We start from the raw sequence: 23902 nt of genomic DNA on the forward strand, positions 1-23902 counted from the left end.
TAATTAGACTTCCAATGTGAAATCCCAGCTGTTGCCCAATTTGTTCAACAAGCTCAATAGCAAGTAAGTCTTCACGGCTGATAGCATTGAACACATCGTCAAGCGTTATATCTTCTATTTTCTTTTCGGCAAGAATTATGGATGTTTCTCCGGCTTGTAAGTGCTCTATAAATTTTCGGTATAAAGCGGAACAGGAAACTTCAGTTTCTACGCATCCTTTCTTTCCACAGTGGCAGATTATCTGGTTGTCGTAACCATATGTATGGCCTACTTCGCCAGAGAACCCCGATTTCCCTTTGTAAAGTTTTCCATCTATCATGATTCCCATGCCCAGTCCCCAGCCGATATTCATGAAAAGCACATTTTTAGCTCCTCTTACTACTCCTTTGATGCACTCTCCATAGAGCATGGCCCGACTGTCATTGTCAATAGAGGTGTCTATTTTCAGACGCTCGGTCAGTATTTCTGCCAGTGGGCGTTCGCCAAAGTTGAAGAAACTGTGGCAGTAACCTAATTCCGGATTTACTCGTCCGCATAGGGTAACATTAATATGAAGTATCTTTTCTTGGTTCAATGAAAGGCCGTTTATAAAGTTTTGAATATGATTGCATAGCTCATCGATACATTCAAGTGTATCTCTTCTTTCGAAAGGAATTCCCATCTGTAGCTTCAAGATATCACCTTTAAAGTTGATAATTCCGATATTAACGCAACTCCATGTTACATCTACTCCTACGAAATAAGCAGAATCTGTATTCAGTCCATATAAAATAGGGTGGCGTCCACCACTGGTTTCCAGTTTCCCATATTCATCTATATAGCCTTGTTCATACATTTCATCGACTACTTTTGTGACAGTGGGTATACTTAAGTCCATATCTTTTGCAAGATCGGTAATAGTAGAGTTCTCATTATAGATAAGGTAGGTAATAATATGTTTCTTCATTACCGCTCCTTTTGAACCCTTTTGCAATTCCTCTAATAATCGTTCTTTCATACGGATTTGGTTTAAAAATATACTATTAGTTAATTAAACTTTTTAAAAATCGGATGTAATTACTTATTATTATAGTTGTTTTTATCTATAATTACAAATATCTTTGTAGCGGAAACAATGAGAATATAAATTCTTGTTACAAATATATTAATTAAATCTGGAAAAACTATGAGAGTAATTATTGAATCTGACTACCAGGCTCTTTCTCAGTGGGCTGCAAATTATGTAGCAAAGAGAATTAACGAAGCAAATCCTAGTGCTGAAAAACCGTTTGTTTTGGGCTTGCCTACTGGTTCTTCTCCTCTGGGTATGTATAAAGCTCTGATTGAACTAAATAAAAAAGGTGTAGTATCATTTGAGCATGTTGTAACATTTAATATGGATGAATACGTTGGACTGCCGGAATCACATCCTGAAAGTTATCATTCATTCATGTATAATAATTTCTTTAATCATATTGATATCCGTAAAGAAAATATCCATATTCTGAACGGAAATGCAAAAGATTTGGAAGCTGAATGTGCTAATTATGAAAAGCAGATTGAGTCGTTTGGTGGAATCGACCTCTTCTTGGGAGGTATCGGTCCTGACGGACATATTGCTTTCAACGAACCGGGTTCGTCACTGGCTTCACGTACTCGTGTAAAGACATTGACAACTGATACGATTATTGCCAATTCTCGTTTCTTCGAGAACGATGTGAACAAAGTACCTAAGACAGCTTTGACTGTAGGAGTTGGTACTGTTATGGATGCCAAGGAAGTTCTTATTCTGTGCAACGGCCATAATAAAGCTCGTGCATTGCAGCATGCTGTAGAAGGCGGCATTACACAAATGTGGACTATCAGTGCTTTGCAGTTGCATCGTCATGGTATCATTGTTTGCGATGAAGCTGCTACCGATGAATTGAAAGTGGGTACTTACAAATACTTCAAGGATATCGAGCGCAATAATCTATAAGCAAAAATTATAATAAAGGAGAATTTTTTATGAGAACTAATCTTAGTTCACAGATATCTCTGAATAGAGTATCTACCAAATATTATAAACCTGAGAATACGATAGAGCGTTCCGTACTGACACGTTTCGAAAAGATTCCTACCAATATCTATGAAACGGTAGAAGAGGGCGTTGCGTGTATTGCAGATGAAATCATCCGCAAAATACAGGAACGTCAGCGTGACGGTAAGTTCTGTACGATTGCTGCCGGTACAGGTGCCTCACTTCGTCCATTGTTTGCTGAGTTGGTTCGCAGACATAAGGAAGATGGTATCAGTTTCCGCAATGTCGTGGTATTCAACTTGTATGAATATTATCCGCTGACGGAACCGAACCACAGCAGTTTTAACCAGTTGAACGAACTGTTCTTGAAACAAGTGGATATAGACTCGCAGAATGTATTTACATTAAACGGAACTATTCCGCAAGACGGAGTGATAGAACATTGTCACTTGTACGAGCAGCGTATCAAGACATACGGCGGCATCGATATTGCCATTATGGGTATTGGCCGTGAAGGTAACATTGGAATGAATGAACCGGGCTCTACTGCTACTTCTCAGACAAGATTGATTTTAATTGATGCAACCTCACGTTCTGAGGCTGCTCATAACTTGGGTATAGATAATTTGCCTCCATGTTCTATTACAATGGGCGTGGGTTCAATCATGGAAGCACGTAAGGTATTCCTGCTGGCATGGGGTGAAGAAAAGGCAGACATCATCAAGAAGGCTGTAGAGGACAAGATTTCCGATGCACTGCCTGCTTCTTATTTGCAGATGCATCAGAACGCAACGGTATGCATCGATTTGCCTACTGCTGCCCATCTTACTCGTATTCAGCGTCCGTGGCTGGTAACAAGCTGCGAATGGAACGACAAACTGATTCGTAGTGCTATTGTCTGGTTGTGCCTGCTTACCAAGAAACCTATCTTGAAGCTGACCAACAAGGATTACAATGAAAACGGTTTGAGTGAACTGCTGGCTTTGTATGGTTCTGCATACAATGTGAACATTAAAATATTCAACGACCTGCAACACACTATTACCGGTTGGCCAGGTGGTAAACCGAATGCTGACGATACTTATCGTCCGGAGCGTGCAAAACCGTTCCCGAAGCGTGTCGTTGTCTTCTCTCCGCATCCGGATGATGATGTGATCTCTATGGGAGGAACCATCCGTCGTCTGGTTCAGCAGGGACACGAAGTTCACGTAGCTTACGAAACTTCAGGAAATATTGCCGTAGGCGATGAAGAAGTTGTACGTTTCATGCACTTCATCAACGGTTTCAACCAGTTGTTCGATGACAACAAGAACGAAACAATCAAGGGAATGTATGCCGAAATCAAAAAGTTCTTGATGAATAAGAAAGAGGGCGATATGGATACCCGCGATATTCTTACCATCAAGGGATTGATTCGTCGTGGTGAGGCTCGTACAGCTTGTACATACAACCAGATTCCGCTGGAGCGCGTTCACTTCCTCGACCTTCCGTTCTATGAAACCGGACGTATCGAAAAAAATCCTATCAGCGAAGCCGATATAAATATTGTGTTGGATTTGCTGCGTGAGGTGAAACCTCACCAGATTTATGTAGCCGGCGATTTGGCAGACCCACACGGAACCCACCGTGTTTGTACTGATGCCGTACTGGCTGCTATCGATGAAGAAAAGAACGCTGGTGCTGAATGGCTGAAAGATTGTCGCATCTGGATGTATCGTGGTGCATGGGCTGAATGGGAAATCGAGAACATTGAGATGGCTGTGCCGTTGAGTCCGGAAGAATTGCGTGCTAAACGTAACTCTATCTTGAAGCATCAGTCACAGATGGAAAGTGCACCTTTCTTAGGCAACGACGAACGTTTGTTCTGGCAGCGTAGTGAAGACCGTAACCGTGGTACAGCATCGTTGTACGACAGTCTGGGTCTGGCATGCTACGAAGCAATGGAAGCGTTTGTAGAATATAAGCCTCTGTAAAAGTTTATTCCAAGGCAGATGCCCGACGGAATGCAGATAGTATGATAGGGATATTCTCAATAAATATCCTTTAAAATAAGAATGGCGTATGAAGATGACAAACTATAATCATCTCATATGCCATTTTTTTATTATAAATATTTTGTGCCTTAGCCATATCTTGGCTGAAAGTTTCTTTCCTTTCAGATGTTTAATAGATAAAAAGCCAACTAATTCATGATGCTTTGTATATGAATTAGTTGGCTAATTTGAACAATATTTTTTAGTCTATAGATCTTGTTATAGATAAAGCTTTGTCACGAACAAACGTTATTGGGGCAAGTATTGGTTCCAGTCCGGTGTCTGTGTGATACCAAATCCGGCATTGATTTCAGCATTTGGTACAGGATAGCAGAACTGTGCAATATCGAAGTTGGTATATTTGTACGAAACCTGATCTTCGACGTTTGCATATACATCAGCCTTTTCACCCCAGCGGCGTAAGTCGTAGAAGCGGAAACCTTCCTGGAACAATTCGCGGGCACGTTCGTCTTTCAGGAATGCAAATACTTCGTCTTTTGTATTGCCCAAATCATCGGTACTGGTAATCTGTGAGTTTCTCTTGGCAACAGTCAGCAGTGCTTCCTTGGCACCGTTCAGGTCGGGCTGTGCGGCACGCAGTTTCGATTCGGCGATAATCAGTTCCATTTCGGGTGCATTGACGATATAGTTAGTAGCATATGCTGTATTTCCTCCTCCGTACCAGAATTTACCACCGTATTGTAGCTGGGTATACGAGCCTTTCTTGATGGTAGGAAGATAAAGTGAACCTCTACAGTCAGTGTCTGCTATCAGGTTACGCATGCGCTGGCTTGGCAGACCTCCGTAGGTAGTCCATACGTTTCCACAAGAGTTGGCAGACCAGCTGTTGTTTACATCGATAGCCAGACGGAAGATACATTCCGAATTGCTGTCGCCACCGGCATACAGCTCTTTGTAGTCATCTACAGTATAGGCTTCTACCTTTTTACCTGAATGCAGGAGTGCATTCGATGCATATTTTTCGGCATTGCTGAAGTCTTCCATATATAAATAGGTACGTGCCATCAGGCCTTCGACAGCTGCCATAGAAAGATACTGGTTGGCTCCTCTTCCTTCGGTTCCACTTTCAGTGTAACAAGTCAGGGCATTGTTAAAGTCGTCCAGTATAGCCTGGTAGCATTGTCCGACAGTCGAACGGTTCACTTCTTCGAAAGCTTTTACCGGTTCATCGACAATCACCACACCGATGGCATCACTATTGTCAGTCGTTCCGTTTACCTTTATCTGCTTGCCGAAAATATTGGTCATGTACAGCATGGCATATCCTCTCAGTCCGTAGGCTTCGGCCATATATTGTTTCAATGCGGCTTTGTCGGCGTCAGCAACGGTTGCTTCCAGTTCCTTTCCCGCCTTGATGATACGTGAAGCATTATCTATTATTTTATAACCATATTCCCAAATACTGCTCAGGTATGTATCATCAGGGGTTACGTTATAGTGGTTGATGGTTATCCAGTGGCTGGCAGAGCCGTTCAGGTAAGCCATGTCACCGGCCATATCGCCGATGGTAAGCGAATAGTTTCCGGCAAAATAGGACGTGAACAATTGATAATAAGTTCCGTTCAGTGCATATTTCAGGTTGTCTACACTTGTCAGTCCGCTGTCGACATCTATTCCTTCGTTGTACTCTGTATCGAAGAAATTGCTGCAGGAAGCAAAGCTCCCGGCCAGGGCTGAACAGATAAGCAGGCGAGTGATAAACTTCTTCATATTTCGTTTTTGTTTGATTCGTTAAACATATTTATTTAAAATCCGAGGGTGATTCCGGCAAGGAATGTTCTTGTAGATGGATACTGGTATGCAATCAGTCCGCTTGTATATGTTTCAGGATCGTAACCTACGAAATCCTTTGCCTTGAATGTATAGATGTTGTCAACAGATACATAGATGCGCATGTTGTCTATCAGCGCTTTTTTCAAAAGTCCTTTAGGTAGTGTATATCCCAGTTGCAGATTCTTTACGCGCAAGAAGTTTCCGCTATACAGGAAACGTGAAGAATGATTATTTTCTCCTGAAGTGTTTCCGTATATATACTTTGGAACATCGGTGTAACGGTTGTTTTCAGTCCATGCATTCTCATACAGATAAGTTGTTGGAGTAATGTTTCCTTTACTGCCGGCTGATAGATAGGAACGGTTTGAGGCGGCATAGACTTTACCACCCAGACGGTAATTGAAGTCGGCCGAGAAGTCGAAGTTCTTCCATTGTACGCGTGTGCCGAAACCACCATAGGCTTTAGGATCGGCCGAACCAAGGTAACGTTTGGCACATTCGTTCCAGTTGGTTGTGGTTTCGTCGCCTGTAGCATTTTTATACCATAATGGTGCACCCGTATCCGGGTCTACACCTGCATACTCTACCATATAGAACTGTCTTAACGGGTAACCTTCCTGTTTGATGGTATAAGTATCTTCGATTGGTTTTCCACCAGAAAGCTCAGTGATTCTGTTTTGGTTAAGAGTAACATTGGCGTATGCAGTCCATGTCCAACCTTTGGTTTGCAGGATGGTGCCGTTCAGACCAATTTCTACACCTCGGTTTCTCATCGAACCGATGTTCTGATATACTTCGCTCAAGCCGGTAACCTGAGAAACAGGCAGCTCAAACAGCATGTTGGAAGTAGCCTCGTTGTAGAAATCTACAGTCAGGTTCCATTTTCTGACAAGTGTAATATCCAGTCCGATATTCAGCTTCTTGCTGGTTTCCCATCCCAGGTCAGGAAGATTCAGTGATTCAGGAACGATACCCGGCGTGCTGTCATAGTTGTATCCGGCGCTATAGAAACCACGCGCTGCATACCAGTCAATATCCTGATTACCTACCGTTCCGTAGCTTGCACGCAGTGACAGGTTGGTCAAAACTTCATTGTCTTTCAGAAATTCCTCTTCAGAAATACGCCATTTGCCGCCTAAAGACCAGAAGTTACCCCAGCGGTTGTTTTGTCCGAATACAGACGAACCGTCACGACGGAAGCTTACCTGTCCGTAATATTTGCCCTGATAGTCGTAGCTTGCATTCAGAAAGAAAGAAGCCAGACGTGCCTGTCGGGTAACATACGACGGATTGCCGTAAGAAGAACCGGCCATATTCAGTTCCCGATACCCTCTCAGCGGAAAATTAATTCCAGCATATTTTTCATTCCAGTAATTCTTCCACTGTGCTTCCTGTCCGAGCATAATGTTCAAATTATGCTTTTCATTGAAAGTATGCATCCAGTTCAATGTATTGGTCCATGTGATGGTGGTGGTATTCGAATTATACTGTGTACCACGTCCGTTGTCGCTGGCTCCCTGATTATTGTACCAGCTCCAGAAATCGTACTGGCGTGTGCCGTACGAGTTGAGGCCTAATGAAGTCTTCAGCACAATACCTTTTCCAAAGTTGATGGCAAAGTACGGGTTCAAGTTGATGGTGGTTGTTTTGGTATTATAGATATCTCCTTCATCCTCGTCGTATACGGCAAGCGGGTTGTACATGATGCCGGTATTATAAGTGCCGTCTTCGTTGTAGAACGGATCAAGAGGAGTGGCTTTCAATGTACCACCAACAAACGGGTTCGAGTAAGAACCTCCGGTTGACTGCGAGAAGGCATCCATGTCGGCCAGCGCGAACGAGGTGTTGAATCCGAAGTTGAACCATTTGTATGATGTTTCCAGATTGAGGCGGGCAGAGTATCGTTTCATACCACTGTTGATGGCTACGCCTTCCTGATTCAGGTAACCTACGCTGGCGTAGTAGCGTGTCTTGCCGTTCCCACCGTTGAAACTGAGGTTGTAGTCCTGATAATATCCGGTACGTGTGATGGCATCAATCCAGTCGTAGTTCTGGATGCCGTCCCAGTTGTAATCCGATTTGATTTTTGCCATTGCTGATTCGTAGGTATATTTCTCCGGGTTGCTGTTTACCAGTCCTTGAGCGAACAAATCAGCGGTCTGCTGTGCATTGCAGAAAGAGAAGTTGTTTGGAGCAATGGTTGTGAATCCCTGCTTGATATCCAGGTCGATGTGCATGGCACCTTCCTGTCCCTTTTTGGTCGTGATGACGATAACGCCGTTGGCTGCACGCGAACCGTAGATGGCCGTAGCGTTGGCATCTTTCAATACTGTAATGCTTTCGATATCAGCTGTATTGATGTTGGCCAGCGGGTTGAATGCACGATTGTAGCTCTCTGTTTCTGCATCCGTATCCGAATTCATCGGCATGCCGTCGATGATATAAAGAGGCTGTGTACCCGAGTTCACGGAACTTTCACCTCGGATGTAGACATTAGCCTGAGCACCCGGCATGCTTGTTGAGTTGTTCATCTGTACACCCGGCATACTTCCTTCCAGCGCTTTCATGAAATTGGCATCCGTATGCGATTCGAGGGTAGTAGGACTTGCCACGTTGGCGGCTCCTGTGAATGTGCTTTTCTTGGTCACTCCGTAACCGGTTACCACAACTTCATCCAGCACCTCCGTGTCCGATTGCAGTGTTACGCTTAATACCGGCTTGATGTCAAGTTCTCGGCTTTTCATACCGATGAACGAGATAACTACTTTTTTAGCATTTGCCGGTACATTGCCCAACGTGAATTTTCCATCCATGTCGGTAACTGTTCCCGTGTTGGTTCCTTTAATAAGAACGGAAGCTCCCACGATAGGGAGATTGTCTTCTTCTGAGATGACAACTCCTGTCACCGTCGATACCTGTGCCATCGCTATGCTGATGCAGGCAAAGAGACAAGTACAGATTAAAAACAATTTTTTTTTCATAAAATCTCTCGTCTTTAAATTAAGTATAACTATTTAGAATTGTAAACAAGAAAGAATTGTCTGCTGCCTTTGTAATGGATGCAAAAAATTCTTTTTATATATTTTTCTTATTTCTGATGTAACGATTCAGTGACTGAAGAGCCTGCGGGGAAAAGTTCTTTCCATAATGTTGGTGTCTTCTTTAATACAAGCGGTCGCAAGCCAGTGAAGATTTTGCTGAATCGGATAATCCGGTATGACCGCTCGCTTGCTGCGAAGAATATCGATGTCGATATTTTTCAGGTTTTTTGCCTTTGCACCTTTTATAAATATGTATCTACAGTCAGACATTCTTTAAACATCTTTTTATTTCAATTGGAAACTGATAATGATTTATTTCAAACTATTTTTATTATTTGCTGGCAAAATTATAGATTATTTTTTCATTTTGTATCGTAAATACGACAAAATGTTATTCAGAAGAACGGATTTTTTTTGATATGATATCTCCTTTCAGCATTTATTGCAATAAAAAAAACAGTCCAGATGGTAGTGATACGGATGTATTTCAGTACTATGGTGATTTTATGCTGATGTACTGCTGTAGGTGAATCGCGGCGGGTAGACTATGAAATTTCGCGGATTTACTGAAAAATTATAGCCTTTTATGGATTATGAAGCCGACAGTCTGCATAATCCATAAAAGGCCGTTCTGAAAAATATCGTTTCCTTTTATGACTTTTTCCGTCTGATGATATATCCTGAAATCAGACTCCATAATACGCCGATTCCGGCAAAAAAGATAAATACCAGCGTGCCCTTTCCCAATACGGTATAGATACGTCCTGTATGAATTTCCTGAGCGAAATTCCACAACGAGATAGGCATTGTTGCCAGATTTTCGGGCATGGGAGCAAAATTACTGCCTTCTTCGTACTCGGTTATGCAGTCTTTCCCATTGAAATCGTCGCTGTAGCCTGTAATAGCATGATTGCCGAAGGGCGGTCCTGCTGTTTCAGAAGCTGTTTCCCCGGTAAAGTAATCGGTAATATGGTTCGAGTTTCTATTCCAGACAAACATTCCGCTGAAAGAGCCTGTAAGCCAGTTGCCTTGTTTGTCGCGTTGCAGTACGTTTAGTCCCATGACGCTGACGGGAGGGGTTTTGCGAAGCTTCACCGGAATAGCCTGAAGTGATGTCAGCGAATAGAATCCTTCTGAAGTGGAAAGCAGCCAGTCGCCTTGCTGTTCGTCGTAGCGGAGCATCCGCAACTTGTCGTTCCATGCGTTGGAAGAGTCGAGTTGTGTGAAAGGAATAGCAGGCACTTTTCCGTATACTAAGGCCAAAAGTACAGGTGGGCGCAGGCTCCATCCGGTCAGTGCAATGAAGAGTGTCAGCACGATAGTCGTTCTGCCTATTTTGTCGTGCCACGACAGGGATGTCTTCAGCAAGGAAACACTTGTCTTTGCTGAGCGTCCCGCCTGTTTCATCCGACGGATATATTTAGGTAAGATCCAGTAAATGATACCACTCACCGAGAGGATAATCAAAATGATTGCGAGGATATCCATAAGCAGTTTGCCGAAAATGCCAAACAGCTCGCCGCTGTGCAATAGCCAGACAGTACGGAAAAGCGATACCTTCCCGTCGTATCCTTCGGGAGCCTGTAGAGTGAGTTGCCGGAAGTACCGGTATGGGGTTGTGGCATAATACAGATGAGAGCGCCCGATGACAATCAGGCTGTCACCGTGTGTCGTGATATCCGAGATGCGCTCACCTTCTTGGAGAGGTAGGTTGACCGCTTGCCAGCCCGACTGCCGGTTGTAGCGGTAGAGTCCGAACTGACCGGCGGCGAACAAATCTTCTTGGGGAGTGATTGCCATACCCCGTATGTTGCGCCAGTCTACTCCGTGCGGAAATCCACGGTTGAAGTCATCGAATGTGGTTGCCCGGCTGTTCGTCAGAAAAACGCCGGCATTGCCATACAGCAACACGGCACTGTCTTCCCGACACACACCGGGAGGGCAGGAGCGTGTTCCCCGCAGCAATCCATTGTTCCAGTTATGGTATCGGTAAACTTCGGGCAGCCATTTCCGGCTGATCTGGCAATCGGAAAAGAACTGTCGGTGGTTCAGGATAATGCCCGATACACAAAACAGAATGAGGAAGACGGCCATAATCAGTCCGAACCATTTATGATGTTTTCTCCAGGTCGATTTTTTCATTTCTTTCTGCTTTTAGTCGTTTCAGAACCTCCTCATAAGTCCTTGGATTCGTCGGGAAGTTGCTGATGTTTTTTGTACAAAAAATTTCAGGTTTTGTACAAAAACAAAAATCTTTTGTACGAATTTTCTCTAAAACATGCCGATGTCTTTTTGAACTTCCGCTCGTGTTTCGGATGTTTCATCGGCAGCCGTTGCAAAAGTTTGCTGCAAAAGTATTGGTTCTGACTGATTCTTGCAAATTCCTTTGACCCACTTTCATAAAGAAAACAAACAGGTTTTAGAAACTTAATGTATTAATGTAAAAGAATAGGAGATTTTTTTTGATTTTAAAAAAAAAAAATATCTTTCAAGAAAATTGAGTAGAGTTTCATACATGTGGAAAGGAGGATCGGTATGAAATGTTCATCTTTTCAGTAATGAAGAGTCTATAAAGATTGAATGTAAAATTTTAACTCTGATTAAATGTTTATATGTATGAAGCGTAATATTCTTTTTTATTGTCTTTTATGATTGTTTTACTGTCTTGCCAAAAAGATGACATGGTACAGAAAGTTGATGAATGTCAACTTTATAAGTTAGATTTGACTTCGCTTTTAATAGATAAGGATATTATTGATTTAAAAAAAGAAGATGCTGAAAAGATTGCTCAGAATTTCTTAAATAAAAATGTAAAGACTCGTTCTCGGCAAATAAGTCAGGTGAAAAATATTCAAGCAGTTTTAAACGAAGCAGGTAATCCGGTTGCTTATGTAGTTAATTATAAAAATGGATTTGTAATTGTTAGCGCAACAAAACTTTATGATCCTGTAATTGCTTTCTCTGATAATGGCTATATTGATTGTTTACAGATGACAGGAGGTCTTAAATATTGGTTTGATGCTGTAACAGATGATATAGATCAAAAGAAACGGATTCTAATGAGTGATTCTTCTCTATATTGGGAGTATCGTAATAAGTGGACTCCTTATGAAAAAGAAGAACAATCTGTATATACAGAGTTCTCTGTTAAGAATCATTCTTATTGGTTTCCCATTGCTAAGGATTTCATATTAAATAAAGGAGCAAGTTGGAGTATTGATAGACAGCAGTATTGCTATGTCATGCAAAGTAAATATAATGTGTTTGAATCTATTGATTATTTAGAACATACAGATTCAGAGCTTGAAAGAAATTATAAAAATACAGGCTATATTCCACCGTCTTTTGTGTGGGGGGAATGTCTGAATGGATTAAGTGTAAAAAAAATAAATCCGATATTAGAAACATATTGGGGGCGCGGTAAGCCATATAATGCAAATCTAAAAAATGGAGCTTCTTTATCTTCTTCAGCTGTTGCTATAGGACAATTATTAAATTATAGAAATCCATTGTCTATAGATGGTGTCAAGATCGATTGGACAAAAACTGATGTACCATATTTGCTCCCGGATAGTGATAATGAAGAGGTTCCTAAAATGTTAGCACTATTGGATTCTACTATAACGGCTATGGCGTTTGAACATCGTGTGAGTAAAGGTAGTCGCGATTATGTATATAATATTTATGGAATTGCTCCTTTATTGCGGAGAAATGGATTCTCTGTGAAATCCCAAAATGGGTTTGATAGTTCTCTTTTTACTACAATATTGAATGAAATAAAAAATTATCATCCAGTTTATGTTGAGATAAATTCTATAGGGGCTCGAATAAATACAACAGTAACTGCTTTTGTCTGTGATGGATATTATGAAGAGTGGACAGAAGAAGGCATTATAGCTTATAGAACTGATCAGGTTCAGAATAAAAATTATGATACCAATCCTTATGTAATGCATGTAGATAAAACAACCTCTAAGATGTATTCACAGTTTGTTCATATAAATTGGGGAGATGAAACGATCGTATCGGATTTCTATCCAATATCATCTGCAAATGGATGGTATAAATCTATTTTTGATATTGATAAATTAGATCAATATGCCCCCTATGAATATTGTATTGCAAGTATATATTGATTTTATAAAAATTGATTTTATGAAAAAATTATTATTCTTCTTATTAAGTTTGTTGTGTATCCTTCCTGCTTGCGATAATTGTGATGAAGATATACCGCAGAAGCCGTTCGTCAGAGAAGGAAGTGCGTCTAGTCATTCATTATTTTTGACGTTCGAAGATGAAAAGCGCCAAGATTTAACTCGAGATTTTGTCTTGACACCGATTAAAAATGGTACAGTGTATTCTGTTGCTCCCGAGGATATGAAGGTCAGATTCTTTATGAATGGGGTAGAAGATAATAGACAGATGGCTGTTATGGTAACGAAAGGGGAGTATAACCATAATATTTTTGGTATTTATGCAACAAGTACTGTCGGGTTTTATGAAAATGATACTTTCGGACTTTCAGAAGATATATATTATCCGTTCATGTATAAGATAATATGTCCTACAGTTTTTGGTGATTCGGAGGAGCATATTATAACAGTTGTACAGCGTTCTATTGATACGGGAACACAGAATATGTGTAGTGTAACTTTAGATGATGAAGTGCTTGATATTAATATAAAAAATGGATTGGAGCCATATGTGATAACAATAACGAGAACTGTAGGTGAGGAATGAACAGGATAATCTCTTTGAGGTAATTTGCATATTCCTTTTATAATCTGTCTGTCTTCTCGTTTTTATGTTGTATCTTTGCATCCGATTAATTTTTAAATAGGTATAGAAAGAAATGATTACAGTTTCAAACGTAGCCGTTCAATTTGGAAAAAGAGTGTTGTATAATGACGTGAACATGAAGTTCACGAATGGTAATATATACGGTATTATCGGTGCCAACGGTGCGGGTAAGTCCACCTTCCTGAAAGTGATTTCGGGAGAGCTTGACCCCACGAAAGGAAGCGTGACACTGGGACCGGGCGAACGTCTTTCGGTCTTGAGTCAGGACCACTTTAAGTTCGATGCGCATACGGTGCTCGATACGGTGCTGATGGGACATACGGTGCTGTGGGACATCATGAAACAGCGTGAGGCTCTTTATGCGAAAGAAGATTTTACCGATGAAGACGGCATCAAGGCGGCGGAACTGGAAGAAAAATTTGCTGAGCTGGAAGGCTGGAACGCCGAGAGTGATGCGGCTATCCTGCTGAGCGGACTGGGAATAAAGGAAGACAAGCACTATACACTGATGGGCGACCTGAGTGGTAAGGAGAAGGTGCGTGTGATGCTGGCGCAGGCGTTGTTTGGAAATCCTGACAACTTGTTGCTGGATGAGCCTACCAATGACTTGGATATGGATACGGTAACCTGGCTGGAAGAATATCTTTCCAACTTCGAACATACCGTGCTGGTAGTCAGCCACGACCGTCACTTCCTCGACTCTGTCTGTACCCATACGGTCGACATCGACTTTGGTAAGGTAAATCTCTTTGCTGGTAACTACAGCTTCTGGTACGAATCAAGTCAGCTGGCTCTCCGTCAGCAGCAGAACCAGAAGGCTAAGGCTGAAGAAAAGCGTAAGGAACTGGAAGAGTTTATCCGTCGTTTCTCTGCCAATGTGGCGAAATCGAAGCAGACGACCAGCCGTAAGAAGATGTTGGAGAAACTGAATGTAGATGAAATCAAACCGTCATCACGTAAATATCCGGGCATTATCTTCACTATGGATCGTGAGCCGGGTAACCAGATTCTGGAAGTTTCAGGACTGCGTGCCGAAACAGAAGACGGAACTGTCTTGTTCAACGATGTGAACTTTACCGTGGAGAAAGGTGATAAGATTGTATTCCTGAGCCACGACCCGCGTGCCATGACTGCCTTGTTCGAGATTATCAACGGTAACCGCAAGGCACAGGCAGGACATTATAACTGGGGTGTGACGATTACAACGGCTTATTTGCCACTCGACAATACAGATTTCTTTAATTGTGACCTGAATCTGGTAGACTGGTTGAGCCAGTATGGGCAGGGTAACGAAGTAGAGATGAAAGGATTCCTGGGACGTATGTTGTTCTCGGGTGAGGAAGTCATGAAGAAGGTGAACGTACTTTCGGGAGGTGAGAAAATGCGTTGTATGATTGCCCGCATGCAGCTTCGCAATGCCAACTGCCTGATTCTGGATACGCCGACCAACCACTTGGATTTGGAATCTATTCAGGCATTCAACAATAACCTGAAGACATACAAGGGTAACGTGCTCTTCTCGTCACACGACCATGAGTTCATCGAAACCGTAGCAAACCGTATCATCGAGCTGACTCCGAACGGTATCATCGACAAGATGATGGAATATGATGAATACATCACTTCCGATCATATCAAGGAAATGCGTGCTCGTATGTATGGTACAAATAAATAAACAAGTGATTCTCTAAATAGAAAACGGAGAAACGGAATCGCGGGTGATTCTGTTTCTCCGTTTTTATTTGGGCTTTCCTCGGTGCCGAAACCTGTCCGGTGGAAAATCTTTGGAAAAGTAGTGTGTCTGCAAACGAAAAACTATCCTTTCAAGTATTCACTTCCAAAGGAAAGCGGAAGCAAATCCTTGGTTCCTTCCAGCACATAAATGTCGTTTTTACTGTACAGCAAGATTCGCATGGGATGACGGAAACGCTGTTCGGTTTCCAGAAGTACCTGACGGCAGGCACCACATGGCGGGATAGGCGACTCCAGAAAATCGGATTCATTGCGTGCGGCAATGGCAAGCGTGTCTACCGGCTGGTCGGGATACTGAGAATTGGCATAGAAAAGCGTGGTACGTTCGGCACATGTTCCCGACGGATAGGCTGCATTTTCCTGGTTGGTTCCGGTTACGATGACCCCGTTTGCCAGCAAGGCTGCTGCACCTACCGAGAAACGTGAGTAAGGAGCGTAGCTTCGTGCTGTAGCTTCCTTGGCTGCATCTATCAGCTTACGGTCTTTTTCATTCAGTTCTTCGTAGCGTAAGGCACGGATGTTTATTTCAATCTTTATTTCTTTCATATAAGTGAATATTAAAGTTCATACGAATGTAGGGAAAAAAAGGGAGATTTCCTATCATCTGTGGTATTATTCATGTAAATAGTTTATCTTTGCCCTGCTTTAATTTAAATGAAAAGAAAAATGAAACTTTCTCATTGGTTGATATTTATGTGTCTGATGTGTATCATTGTTCCCATGTCGGCACAGAAACGCAACAAGGCATACGAAGACTATATACATAAGTATCGGAGTGTTGCGGTAGACGAAATGAAACATTATCGAATTCCGGCGAGTATCACGCTGGCACAAGGGTTGCTGGAGTCGGGTGCCGGAAAAAGTGAGCTGGCAAGAAAATCGAACAATCACTTTGGTATCAAGTGTGGAGGCTCGTGGGACGGACGTTCCGTGCGTCACGACGATGATGCACGCAATGAGTGTTTCCGTGCTTACAAACATCCGAAAGAATCTTATCGTGACCATTCTAAATTTTTACGCTCTGGGGCTCGTTATGCTTTTCTGTTTCGTCTGAAAATAACCGATTATAAAGGTTGGGCAAGGGGACTGAAAAAGGCGGGTTATGCCACCGACCCGCAATATGCCAACCGCCTGATTAATATCATTGAATTGTATGATCTGGATAAATACGACCAGAAGGGGGGACTGGAATGGGCGGAAGAATTTCCGAATCCTCACCAGCCTTATCTGGCCAACGAGCTGCTTTACGTCGTAGCCCGTCGCGGAGATACGTTCAAGTCACTGGGAAAGGAGTTCGATATCAGCCAGCGTAAACTGCGTAAATACAATGAACTGCCTAAAGATTATGTTTTCCGTGGAGGAGAAATCGTATATCTGGAGCAAAAACGTCGTCGTGCTACTAAGGATCATATTGCTTATGTGGTACGCAGCGGTGATTCGATGTACAGCATCGCGCAGAAGTTTGGCGTGCGACTGGAGCGTTTGTATAAGATGAACAACATGGATCCGGATTCTCCGGCACCGAAAGTTGGCGATGTCTTGCGCTTGCGTTAATAAATTGTAGCTTGCAACCGGTTATAACAAAGCCCTGTCAGAACTTATTTCAAATAGAGTTTTGACAGGGCTTTTAGTTTGAATTGATATGAATATCGCTGTTGTTACTTGCTGAACTCTTTATGGAATTCTACTACAGCTTCTATACCTTTGCGGAAGATGTCGAGTGAGAAATTTTCGTTGGGTGAGTGAATGGCGTCACTTTCCAGACCGAATCCCATCAGGACCGTCTTGATTCCTAAAATCTGCTCGAAGTCGCTGATGATAGGAATGCTTCCTCCGCGTCGAACTGCCAGAGGTTTCTTTCCGAATGCTTTGGTAAATCCTTTTTCTGCTGCCTGATAGGCCGGGAGAGAAATCGGGCATACATAACCTTCGCCGCCGTGCATAGGCGTAACCTTGACTTGTACGTAATCGGGAGCGATGCTGTTGATGTAATCGACGAACAGCTTTGAAATGACTTCATGGTTTTGATGCGGTACCAGACGGCAGGAAACTTTGGCATATGCCTTCGATGGCAGAACGGTCTTGGAGCCTTCTCCCGTATAGCCTCCCCAGATTCCGCAGACATCGAACGACGGACGGCAACTGTTGCGCTCCAGTGTGGAATAACCTTTTTCACCTTTCAGCACCTTTACGCCGATGGCTTCCATGTATTTCTTCTCATCGAAAGGAATATGAGCTATCATGTCACGTTCGGCAGCGGGCACTTCTTCCACGTCGTCGTAGAAGTGAGGAATCGTAATCCGACCGTCGGCATCAATAACTTGTGCAAGCATGCCGCACAGGGTGTTGATGGGATTGGCAACGGCTCCGCCAAAGTGTCCGGAATGCAGGTCACGGTTCGGACCGGTCACTTCGATTTCCCAGTAAGCCAGTCCGCGCAGTCCGGTTGTCAGTGAAGGCAGATCAGCCCCCAGCATGCTTGTGTCTGAAACGAGGATGACGTCGGCTTTCAGCAATTCCTTGTGCTCTTTCAGGAAAGCATTCAGGCTGGGTGAACCGATTTCCTCTTCTCCTTCGAAAATGAATTTCACGTTGTGTTTCAGTAATCCTTCTTTGACTACATATTCGAATGCCTTTGCCTGAATCATTGCCTGTCCTTTATCGTCGTCGGCTCCACGTGCCCAGATACGTCCGTCGCGAACTTCAGGTTCAAAAGGTTGGCTTTTCCACAGTTCGAGCGGTTCGGCAGGCATGACATCGTAGTGAGCATAAATCAGTACGGTGGGCGCATCGGGGCTGACACGCTTTTCGGCATAGACCAGCGGATTGCCTTGCGAGGGCATGATCATCGCTTCGTCTGCTCCTGCTTCCAGCAACAACTGGCGCCAGCGTTCGGCACAGGCCAGCATGTCATCCTTGTGTTGAGGCAAGGCACTGATGCTGGGTATACGAATCAGACTGAAGAGTTCGTCCAGAAAGCGGGATTCGTTTTCTTTGATGTATTGTTTTATTTCCATGATAATATTATAATTTTGAGGCTTTGTCAAGTAAATAGTAATCGAGCAGCGTCATGGCAGCCATAGCTTCCACGATGGGGACTGCACGGGGCAGCACACAGGGATCGTGTCGTCCACGGGCTTTCAGGATGGTTTCATTACCGTGGATGTCTACTGTAGGCTGTTCCATGAGTACCGTTGCCACGGGTTTGAAGGCTACGCGGAAATAAATATCCTGTCCGTTGCTGATACCTCCCTGAATACCTCCTGAGCGGTTGGTGCGGAAACCAATTTTCCCGTTATCGTTGTAGAAGATGTCGTTCTGCTGACTTCCTTTCAGTTCCATGTTGCTGAAGCCTTGTCCGTACTCAAATCCCTTTACGGCATTGATGCTCAGCATGGCATTTCCTAAGGCGGCATGCAGCTTTCCGAATACCGGTTGCCCAAGTCCGACGGGACATCCCTTGATAACGCAGCTTATTACTCCGCCGATGGTATCACCTTCTCCCTTGATGCGGAAAATAAAATCGGCCATCTGGCGTGCCAGTTCCTGGTCGGGACAGCGCACCGGATTGTCTTCTATCGTTGTCAGGTCGTATGCCGTATAGTCTTTATCCAGCTTATACGGACCCACTTGCGAGGTAAATGCCGTGATACTGATGCCCAGTTGGCGCAAAGCAAGCTTGGCCAATGCTCCGGCTACCACACGAGCTATCGTTTCTCGTGCGGAGGAACGTCCGCCGCCCCGATGATCGCGTATTCCATATTTCTGGGTATAAGTATAATCTGCGTGCGAAGGACGGTAAACATCCTTCATATTGTCGTAATCGTTCGAGTGCTGGTTAGTATTCCATACAGCAAAGCCGATGGGACAGCCTGTTGACACTCCGTCGTAGATGCCTGAAAGGAATTCCACTTCGTCGGCTTCCTTGCGTGCGGTTGTGATGGCCGATTGTCCCGGACGTCGGCGGCTCAACTCTTGCTGAATGAACTCCATGTCGATGGCGATGCCCGCCGGAAATCCGTCAATCACCCCACCTATCGCTTTTCCGTGCGACTCACCGAAGCTGGTCAGACGGAATATGTTTCCAAAAGTATTGTTGTACATAGACTTTTTAATGTTCGTTTTTTAGTTAGAATTTGCTTCCTGCTCCTCCACCGCCGAAGCTTCCTCCACCGAAAGAGCCGCCACCAAAGCCTCCTCCGCCGCCACTTCCTCCGAAGCCTCCTCCGAAGAACGGTCCGCCAAGGAAAGGACCTCCGTTGCCTCCACGGTGATGGAAGTCGTCTTCGTCGCGTTTCTGGCGTTGCCGGCGGACCACATGTCCGCAGTTGGTGCACTGTAATACGATTTCTTCCGTACGGATGCCGTTGATGCGTGAAACTGTACGTACGGAGAGCTGGCGAAGTGTATGCTTATGGCACAACGGACATTTTTTGCGCTGGCGTACGCTGAACCATAAAAGTGCAGGGACGATGATGAAGCAGCATATCAGAATAATGAGAAGCAAGTAGCCGCTTTCTTCTTCCTGTCGGGGAACGGGAGGTTCTCCTGTTCCATCCAGTTGCCGGCTGACAGCCTGTATGCCTGCCAGCATGCCGGCATCCCAGTTGCCTTCTCCCAGATACTTGTTCATGTATCTCACTTGTATCTGTTTGCAGACTGCATCGGGGAGGACACCTTCCAGCCCATATCCTGTCGCGAACTGAATGCATCGTTCTTCCGTAACCAGTAATATAACCAGGCCGTTGTCTTTTTCTTTTTCGCCGACGCCGTTCTGCTTCCCAAGTTGATAAGCAAATTCAAAACAGTCGCCTCCGTCTATTTGTTTGACAGCTACTACGAGAGTCTGTACACCCGTACGCTGTTCCAGGGCAAAAAGGGTTGTGTCCATGGCAGCTACGGCACCGGCACTCAGTATTCCGTCAGGGTTGCTGACGTAACGGGTACGGTTCTGCAGGTGAACCATGGGAATTTCTTCTACCTTATAGGCGTGCGATTGTGCCCCGATTGTGATAACGAAGCAGCAAAGCAGCAGTGCGAGTGATATGATTCTTCTCATTCTTGTCAGAATTTAACTTCCGGAGCTTTTTCGGTACCTTCCTGGGCTTCGAAGTAAGGACGTTTTTCGAATCCGAACATGCCGGCAAAGATATTTTTCGGGAAGCGGCGGATGGATGTATTGTATTCGCGTGCCACATCGTTGAAGTTACGGCGTTCCACGCTGATACGGTTCTCTGTTCCTTCCAACTGTGCCTGAAGTGTCTGGAAATTCTCGTTAGCTTTCAGTTCCGGATAATTCTCTGTTACGGCAAGCAGACGGCTTAATGCACTACCCACTTCGCCTTGCGCACGCTGGTATGCCTCCATCTTTTCAGGAGTCAGGTCGTCGATGCTGACTGTTGTCTGTGTCGCTTTTGCACGCGCTGACACAACGGCGTCGAATGTTTCCTTTTCGTGTGCGGCATATCCTTTGACGGTATTGACCAGATTCGGTATCAGGTCGGCACGGCGCTGGTATTGGTTTTCCACATTACTCCAAGCTGTACCTACAGCTTCTTCCTGTGATACCATTGAGTTATACGAAGAAACTCCGTAAACGGCAATAACTGCTATTACGGCAATAATGATAATCCATGTTTTTTTCATAAATGTAATGTTGTATTTGGTTTCAGTTACAAACATACATAAAATAACCCGTAAAAACGAACACCTTATTGAAAAATCGTTATCGGGTGAACAAAAGGACACTTAAAAGGGTTATATAGATTTAAACCTGTTTGATTTTTTGAAGGAAGTAGGGCGTATGTTCCTTTTTTTACTTGTTGGAGCGTCATTTTTTCGCATTTATTCGTTATGCGGACGACTTTTTTGGGAGCATCAGTGAAAGATGTTTCGGGTAAAATGCTTGCAAATAGGGACAAAAAGAGGCTTTACGCAGGTTGTGGTTATTGACTTATTTTCTTTTTATTGTATAGAGTATATGAATTTGAAATTGGCTTATTCTTTAATGATTGCGGGAGCAATACTATGCCTGCCGGCATGTAAGAAAGATCCGGTTGTGGAGAAACACAAACAGACCTCAACATCTTCGTCTGATAATAATTCGGGCGAAAATAACGGACAACAGCCTTCATCGCCGGATAAGGATGCTGTTCTTACACGTATAGAGGTTGTAAATCCTCCTGTTCAAACGACATATTTGCTTCGTTCCGAAGTGCCTGTCAATCTGGAAGGGCTGGTGGTAGAAGGAATATACAGTAATGGAGAACGGAAGAAGCTGGACATTACGTCAGAGAGTCTTTCCGGATTTTCTACGGAAAAGGCAATAGAGCAGCTTCCGGTCATTATTACCGTGGAAGAGAAGCAGACTTCCTTTATGGTGAAGGTTATCGATTACGTGATAAACAACGGCGTTCTTACTGAAGTTCTGGAAAAACAGGGAGAGGTTTACCGGGTTCCTGCAGAAGCGAAGGTCATCAGTCCGACAGCTTTTGCCGCTTCTACGTTCGATAAAATAATTCTTTCGGAGGGAGTGGAAGAGATTCAAGCCGATGCCTTTACAGGAAACTCAGTAAAGGAGGTCGTCTTTCCGAAAAGTCTGAAGACACTGGGTGAATATTGTTTTTACGGTTGTCGTAACCTGAGTCGGGTTGATTTGTCGGATACGCAGGTACAGATTATCCCTAAGCGGGCATTTTCGGAAGTCGGTGCCGAAGAAATCAAGTTGCCGGTTACGCTTCGTGAGATAAGCAGTCAGGCATTTTTGCATACCGACCGCTTACATTGGATGACCTTTCCTGAAGATTTGAAAACGATAGGTGTTGAGGCATTCCGTGAGTCGGGAGTGGAGAGTGTTACTTTGCCCGATAATTTAAATTTGTTGGAGGAGCGTGCGTTTTATTTGTGTCAGAATTTGCGTGAAGTACGTAGCTCTGGAAATGGTAGTCGGGAAACGGCTGGAGTCATAAAGGGTGGTGTGTTTCAGTATTGTCCGAAACTTACTTTGATTGAATTTCCAGAAAGTATTGAGTCGATAGGACAGACACTTTTTTCTGGCGTAGTAAATCTCGATGCTATTACATTGGGAAAGAATCTCAAGAAAATGGCTTTTAATGCGTTAGGCAATAGTACAGTGAAACTTTTGACAGTAAAAACAGCAACTCCGCCCTCCTTACAGACTTATGCTCTTCCTCTGCAAGTTGATTGTGTGTCAGTTCCAAAAGGAACGTTGGAGCTGTTCCGTCAGCCTCTTGGTAATGTAAGTCTTCGTTCCAGTTGGGGAATATTAGCGACTAAGATGGAAGAGTTTTAGTCGTTTGGATAGGAAATGTAGAGAAGGCAACGGACATATTGGTTCAGAATGCTGAAATGTTTTCTTGGAAACAATGGCGTATTGTACAGATAAACTGTTGCCTTTCTTAGATTTTTTCTTGTTGATGTGCGGCAAATATCAGAGCGGATTTACTAACAGGACAGGTGTTTATAGTTCTGCTATAGGAAAATGACTTTCGGATATCAAGGTATATATTTCCCTGTAAAGCTTTTTATGCGGGCAGTATATTCTTCCGGATACCGGAAATAGGAGTTGGCGTGGTCTACATCCGGAGCTATCCAGAGTTCTTTGGGAGCAGGTTTGGCATCGTATAGCTGATAGACCATGTAAGTCGGCACAAAATCATCTTGATCTCCATGAATGAAAAGCATCGGTTTCTGGCATTTTGCAACTTGTCTGATGGCGGAAGCTTCCTTGAAATTCCATCCGTTCTGCCATTCGCATAACCAGCTGGCTGTATAAAGCAGTGGAAAGGCGGGGAGTCCGAACTGCTCTTTAAGTTCTTTCTTAAACTGTTCCCATACACTGGTATACCCGCAGTCCTCAACAAAGCACCGAATGTATGCTGGAAGAGTTTCACCGGAAACCATCATGGTTGTAGCAGCTCCCATTGAAATGCCGTGTACAACAGCCTGCAAGGAATCGCCGAAAAGTGAGGGGGCAACGTTAATCCATTGCATAACGTCTTTACGATCCAACCATCCCATCTGGATTGCATCACCTTCTGTCAGGCCGGTGTACCGTAAATCGGGCAGCAGGATGTTGTAATCCAGTGAATGGTTATAAAGGTATCCGATGTGAAACATGCGTATTGCATTGTCCGTATATCCATGTACAATGACAGCAGTATGCGAAGTCGGTTGCATAGCTCTTACATAAAAAGCGTGCATGCGTATGCCATCGCTGGCGGTAATAAACGTATCGCGCAGCGCCTTATGCTCTTGAAGGCTGTCCAGCCACGGATTTATCTGAGGATATTTTTCTCTCATAAAAGTCAGTGAGCCTTCCATGTCTTTTCCTCTGTTTTCCGGACGCAGGGAGTAATCTACCATATACCAGCTTCCTCCGGCGAGAATACCGGCCAAAAGTAATAATACGATTCCGATAACAATGGCAATTCGCTTCTTCATGTGATGTAAAGGATTTGTGC

17 protein-coding genes are annotated in these 23902 nt (G+C 43.7%); 7 read left to right on the forward strand and 10 right to left on the reverse strand.

The window, feature by feature from the left end:
- A partial coding sequence (locus WKT12_RS11515; RefSeq protein ID WP_340319763.1) for an ROK family transcriptional regulator occupies positions 1–997 on the reverse strand: 997 nt, incomplete at its 3' end.
- Positions 998–1165: 168 nt separating this feature from the next.
- Between WKT12_RS11515 and nagB the strand changes: the two genes are divergently transcribed.
- Both nagB and WKT12_RS11525 read left to right on the forward strand, forming a co-directional pair.
- Positions 1166–1957: a glucosamine-6-phosphate deaminase gene (gene nagB / locus WKT12_RS11520; protein ID WP_340319764.1), complete on the forward strand. Its 792-nt coding sequence runs from the start codon at positions 1166–1168 to the stop codon at positions 1955–1957.
- 29 nt (positions 1958–1986) lie between these two features.
- Entirely contained in the window at positions 1987–3972 is a 1986-nt protein-coding gene (locus tag WKT12_RS11525) for a glucosamine-6-phosphate deaminase (RefSeq protein ID WP_340319765.1), read from the forward strand.
- A gap of 309 nt (positions 3973–4281) precedes the next feature.
- Here WKT12_RS11525 and WKT12_RS11530 read toward each other — a convergent pair whose 3' ends face one another.
- The 3 genes from WKT12_RS11530 to WKT12_RS11540 form a co-directional block, all read right to left on the reverse strand.
- Positions 4282–5763, reverse strand: coding sequence for a RagB/SusD family nutrient uptake outer membrane protein (locus WKT12_RS11530; RefSeq protein WP_340319766.1), 1482 nt, complete (start codon positions 5761–5763; stop codon positions 4282–4284).
- 35 nt (positions 5764–5798) lie between these two features.
- Positions 5799–8807 carry a SusC/RagA family TonB-linked outer membrane protein gene (locus WKT12_RS11535; protein ID WP_340319767.1) on the reverse strand — a complete coding sequence of 1003 codons (3009 nt, stop codon included), beginning with the start codon at positions 8805–8807 and terminating at the stop codon, positions 5799–5801.
- A gap of 711 nt (positions 8808–9518) precedes the next feature.
- A complete protein-coding gene (locus tag WKT12_RS11540; protein ID WP_340319768.1) occupies positions 9519–11009 on the reverse strand; it encodes a PepSY domain-containing protein in 1491 nt (496 codons plus the stop codon).
- Positions 11010–11548: 539 nt separating this feature from the next.
- On the opposite strand from WKT12_RS11540, the gene WKT12_RS11545 reads away from it, so the two are divergent.
- From WKT12_RS11545 to WKT12_RS11555, 3 genes are all read left to right on the forward strand, one after another.
- Positions 11549–13003, forward strand: a complete 1455-nt coding sequence (locus WKT12_RS11545) for a Spi family protease inhibitor (RefSeq protein ID WP_340319769.1) — start codon at positions 11549–11551, stop codon at positions 13001–13003.
- 19 nt (positions 13004–13022) lie between these two features.
- Positions 13023–13607, forward strand: coding sequence for a hypothetical protein (locus WKT12_RS11550; RefSeq protein ID WP_340319770.1), 585 nt, complete (start codon positions 13023–13025; stop codon positions 13605–13607).
- A 112-nt stretch (positions 13608–13719) separates the two neighbouring features.
- Complete coding sequence (locus WKT12_RS11555; protein WP_021971949.1) at positions 13720–15342, forward strand: ABC-F family ATP-binding cassette domain-containing protein; 1623 nt, start codon at positions 13720–13722, stop codon at positions 15340–15342.
- A 140-nt stretch (positions 15343–15482) separates the two neighbouring features.
- Here the strand turns inward: WKT12_RS11555 and WKT12_RS11560 are convergent, their stop codons facing one another.
- A complete protein-coding gene (locus tag WKT12_RS11560; RefSeq protein WP_340319771.1) occupies positions 15483–15965 on the reverse strand; it encodes a cytidine deaminase in 483 nt (160 codons plus the stop codon).
- Positions 15966–16085: 120 nt separating this feature from the next.
- Between WKT12_RS11560 and WKT12_RS11565 the strand changes: the two genes are divergently transcribed.
- Positions 16086–16973 (forward strand): glucosaminidase domain-containing protein, encoded by an 888-nt coding sequence (locus WKT12_RS11565; protein ID WP_340319772.1) that lies wholly within the window; start codon positions 16086–16088, stop codon positions 16971–16973.
- Positions 16974–17077: 104 nt separating this feature from the next.
- Here the strand turns inward: WKT12_RS11565 and WKT12_RS11570 are convergent, their stop codons facing one another.
- Genes WKT12_RS11570 through WKT12_RS11585 form a run of 4 tightly spaced genes read right to left on the reverse strand, consistent with a single transcriptional unit; the run spans position 17078 to position 21065 of the window.
- On the reverse strand, positions 17078–18436 hold the full coding sequence (locus tag WKT12_RS11570; protein ID WP_340319773.1) for a dipeptidase: 1359 nt from the start codon (positions 18434–18436) through the stop codon (positions 17078–17080).
- 7 nt (positions 18437–18443) lie between these two features.
- Positions 18444–19523, reverse strand: coding sequence for a chorismate synthase (gene aroC, locus WKT12_RS11575; RefSeq protein WP_340319774.1), 1080 nt, complete (start codon positions 19521–19523; stop codon positions 18444–18446).
- Between the two features lie 25 nt (positions 19524–19548).
- A complete protein-coding gene (locus WKT12_RS11580; RefSeq protein ID WP_340319775.1) occupies positions 19549–20478 on the reverse strand; it encodes a TPM domain-containing protein in 930 nt (309 codons plus the stop codon).
- 5 nt (positions 20479–20483) lie between these two features.
- Positions 20484–21065 carry a LemA family protein gene (locus tag WKT12_RS11585; protein WP_021971943.1) on the reverse strand — a complete coding sequence of 194 codons (582 nt, stop codon included), beginning with the start codon at positions 21063–21065 and terminating at the stop codon, positions 20484–20486.
- 334 nt (positions 21066–21399) lie between these two features.
- On the opposite strand from WKT12_RS11585, the gene WKT12_RS11590 reads away from it, so the two are divergent.
- Positions 21400–22731 (forward strand): leucine-rich repeat domain-containing protein, encoded by a 1332-nt coding sequence (locus WKT12_RS11590; RefSeq protein WP_340319776.1) that lies wholly within the window; start codon positions 21400–21402, stop codon positions 22729–22731.
- Between the two features lie 203 nt (positions 22732–22934).
- Here the strand turns inward: WKT12_RS11590 and WKT12_RS11595 are convergent, their stop codons facing one another.
- Positions 22935–23882, reverse strand: a complete 948-nt coding sequence (locus WKT12_RS11595; RefSeq protein ID WP_340319777.1) for an alpha/beta hydrolase — start codon at positions 23880–23882, stop codon at positions 22935–22937.
- Positions 23883–23902: the final 20 nt, after the last annotated feature.

The sequence above is a fragment of the Phocaeicola sp. HCN-6420 genome, from assembly GCF_037890145.1.
Lineage (GTDB): Bacteria > Bacteroidota > Bacteroidia > Bacteroidales > Bacteroidaceae > Phocaeicola.

What these genes read in the sequence shown, in the direction of transcription:
- nagB (WP_340319764.1), top strand. Translation starts at nt 1,166, where the DNA reads ATGAGAGTAATTATTGAATCTGACTACCAGGCTCTTTCTCAGTGGGCT.
- WKT12_RS11525 (WP_340319765.1), top strand. Translation starts at nt 1,987, where the DNA reads ATGAGAACTAATCTTAGTTCACAGATATCTCTGAATAGAGTATCTACC.
- WKT12_RS11530 (WP_340319766.1), bottom strand. Translation starts at nt 5,763, where the DNA reads ATGAAGAAGTTTATCACTCGCCTGCTTATCTGTTCAGCCCTGGCCGGG.
- WKT12_RS11535 (WP_340319767.1), bottom strand. Translation starts at nt 8,807, where the DNA reads ATGAAAAAAAAATTGTTTTTAATCTGTACTTGTCTCTTTGCCTGCATC.
- WKT12_RS11540 (WP_340319768.1), bottom strand. Translation starts at nt 11,009, where the DNA reads ATGAAAAAATCGACCTGGAGAAAACATCATAAATGGTTCGGACTGATT.
- WKT12_RS11545 (WP_340319769.1), top strand. Translation starts at nt 11,549, where the DNA reads ATGGTACAGAAAGTTGATGAATGTCAACTTTATAAGTTAGATTTGACT.
- WKT12_RS11550 (WP_340319770.1), top strand. Translation starts at nt 13,023, where the DNA reads ATGAAAAAATTATTATTCTTCTTATTAAGTTTGTTGTGTATCCTTCCT.
- WKT12_RS11555 (WP_021971949.1), top strand. Translation starts at nt 13,720, where the DNA reads ATGATTACAGTTTCAAACGTAGCCGTTCAATTTGGAAAAAGAGTGTTG.
- WKT12_RS11560 (WP_340319771.1), bottom strand. Translation starts at nt 15,965, where the DNA reads ATGAAAGAAATAAAGATTGAAATAAACATCCGTGCCTTACGCTACGAA.
- WKT12_RS11565 (WP_340319772.1), top strand. Translation starts at nt 16,086, where the DNA reads ATGAAACTTTCTCATTGGTTGATATTTATGTGTCTGATGTGTATCATT.
- WKT12_RS11570 (WP_340319773.1), bottom strand. Translation starts at nt 18,436, where the DNA reads ATGGAAATAAAACAATACATCAAAGAAAACGAATCCCGCTTTCTGGAC.
- aroC (WP_340319774.1), bottom strand. Translation starts at nt 19,523, where the DNA reads ATGTACAACAATACTTTTGGAAACATATTCCGTCTGACCAGCTTCGGT.
- WKT12_RS11580 (WP_340319775.1), bottom strand. Translation starts at nt 20,478, where the DNA reads ATGAGAAGAATCATATCACTCGCACTGCTGCTTTGCTGCTTCGTTATC.
- WKT12_RS11585 (WP_021971943.1), bottom strand. Translation starts at nt 21,065, where the DNA reads ATGAAAAAAACATGGATTATCATTATTGCCGTAATAGCAGTTATTGCC.
- WKT12_RS11590 (WP_340319776.1), top strand. Translation starts at nt 21,400, where the DNA reads ATGAATTTGAAATTGGCTTATTCTTTAATGATTGCGGGAGCAATACTA.
- WKT12_RS11595 (WP_340319777.1), bottom strand. Translation starts at nt 23,882, where the DNA reads ATGAAGAAGCGAATTGCCATTGTTATCGGAATCGTATTATTACTTTTG.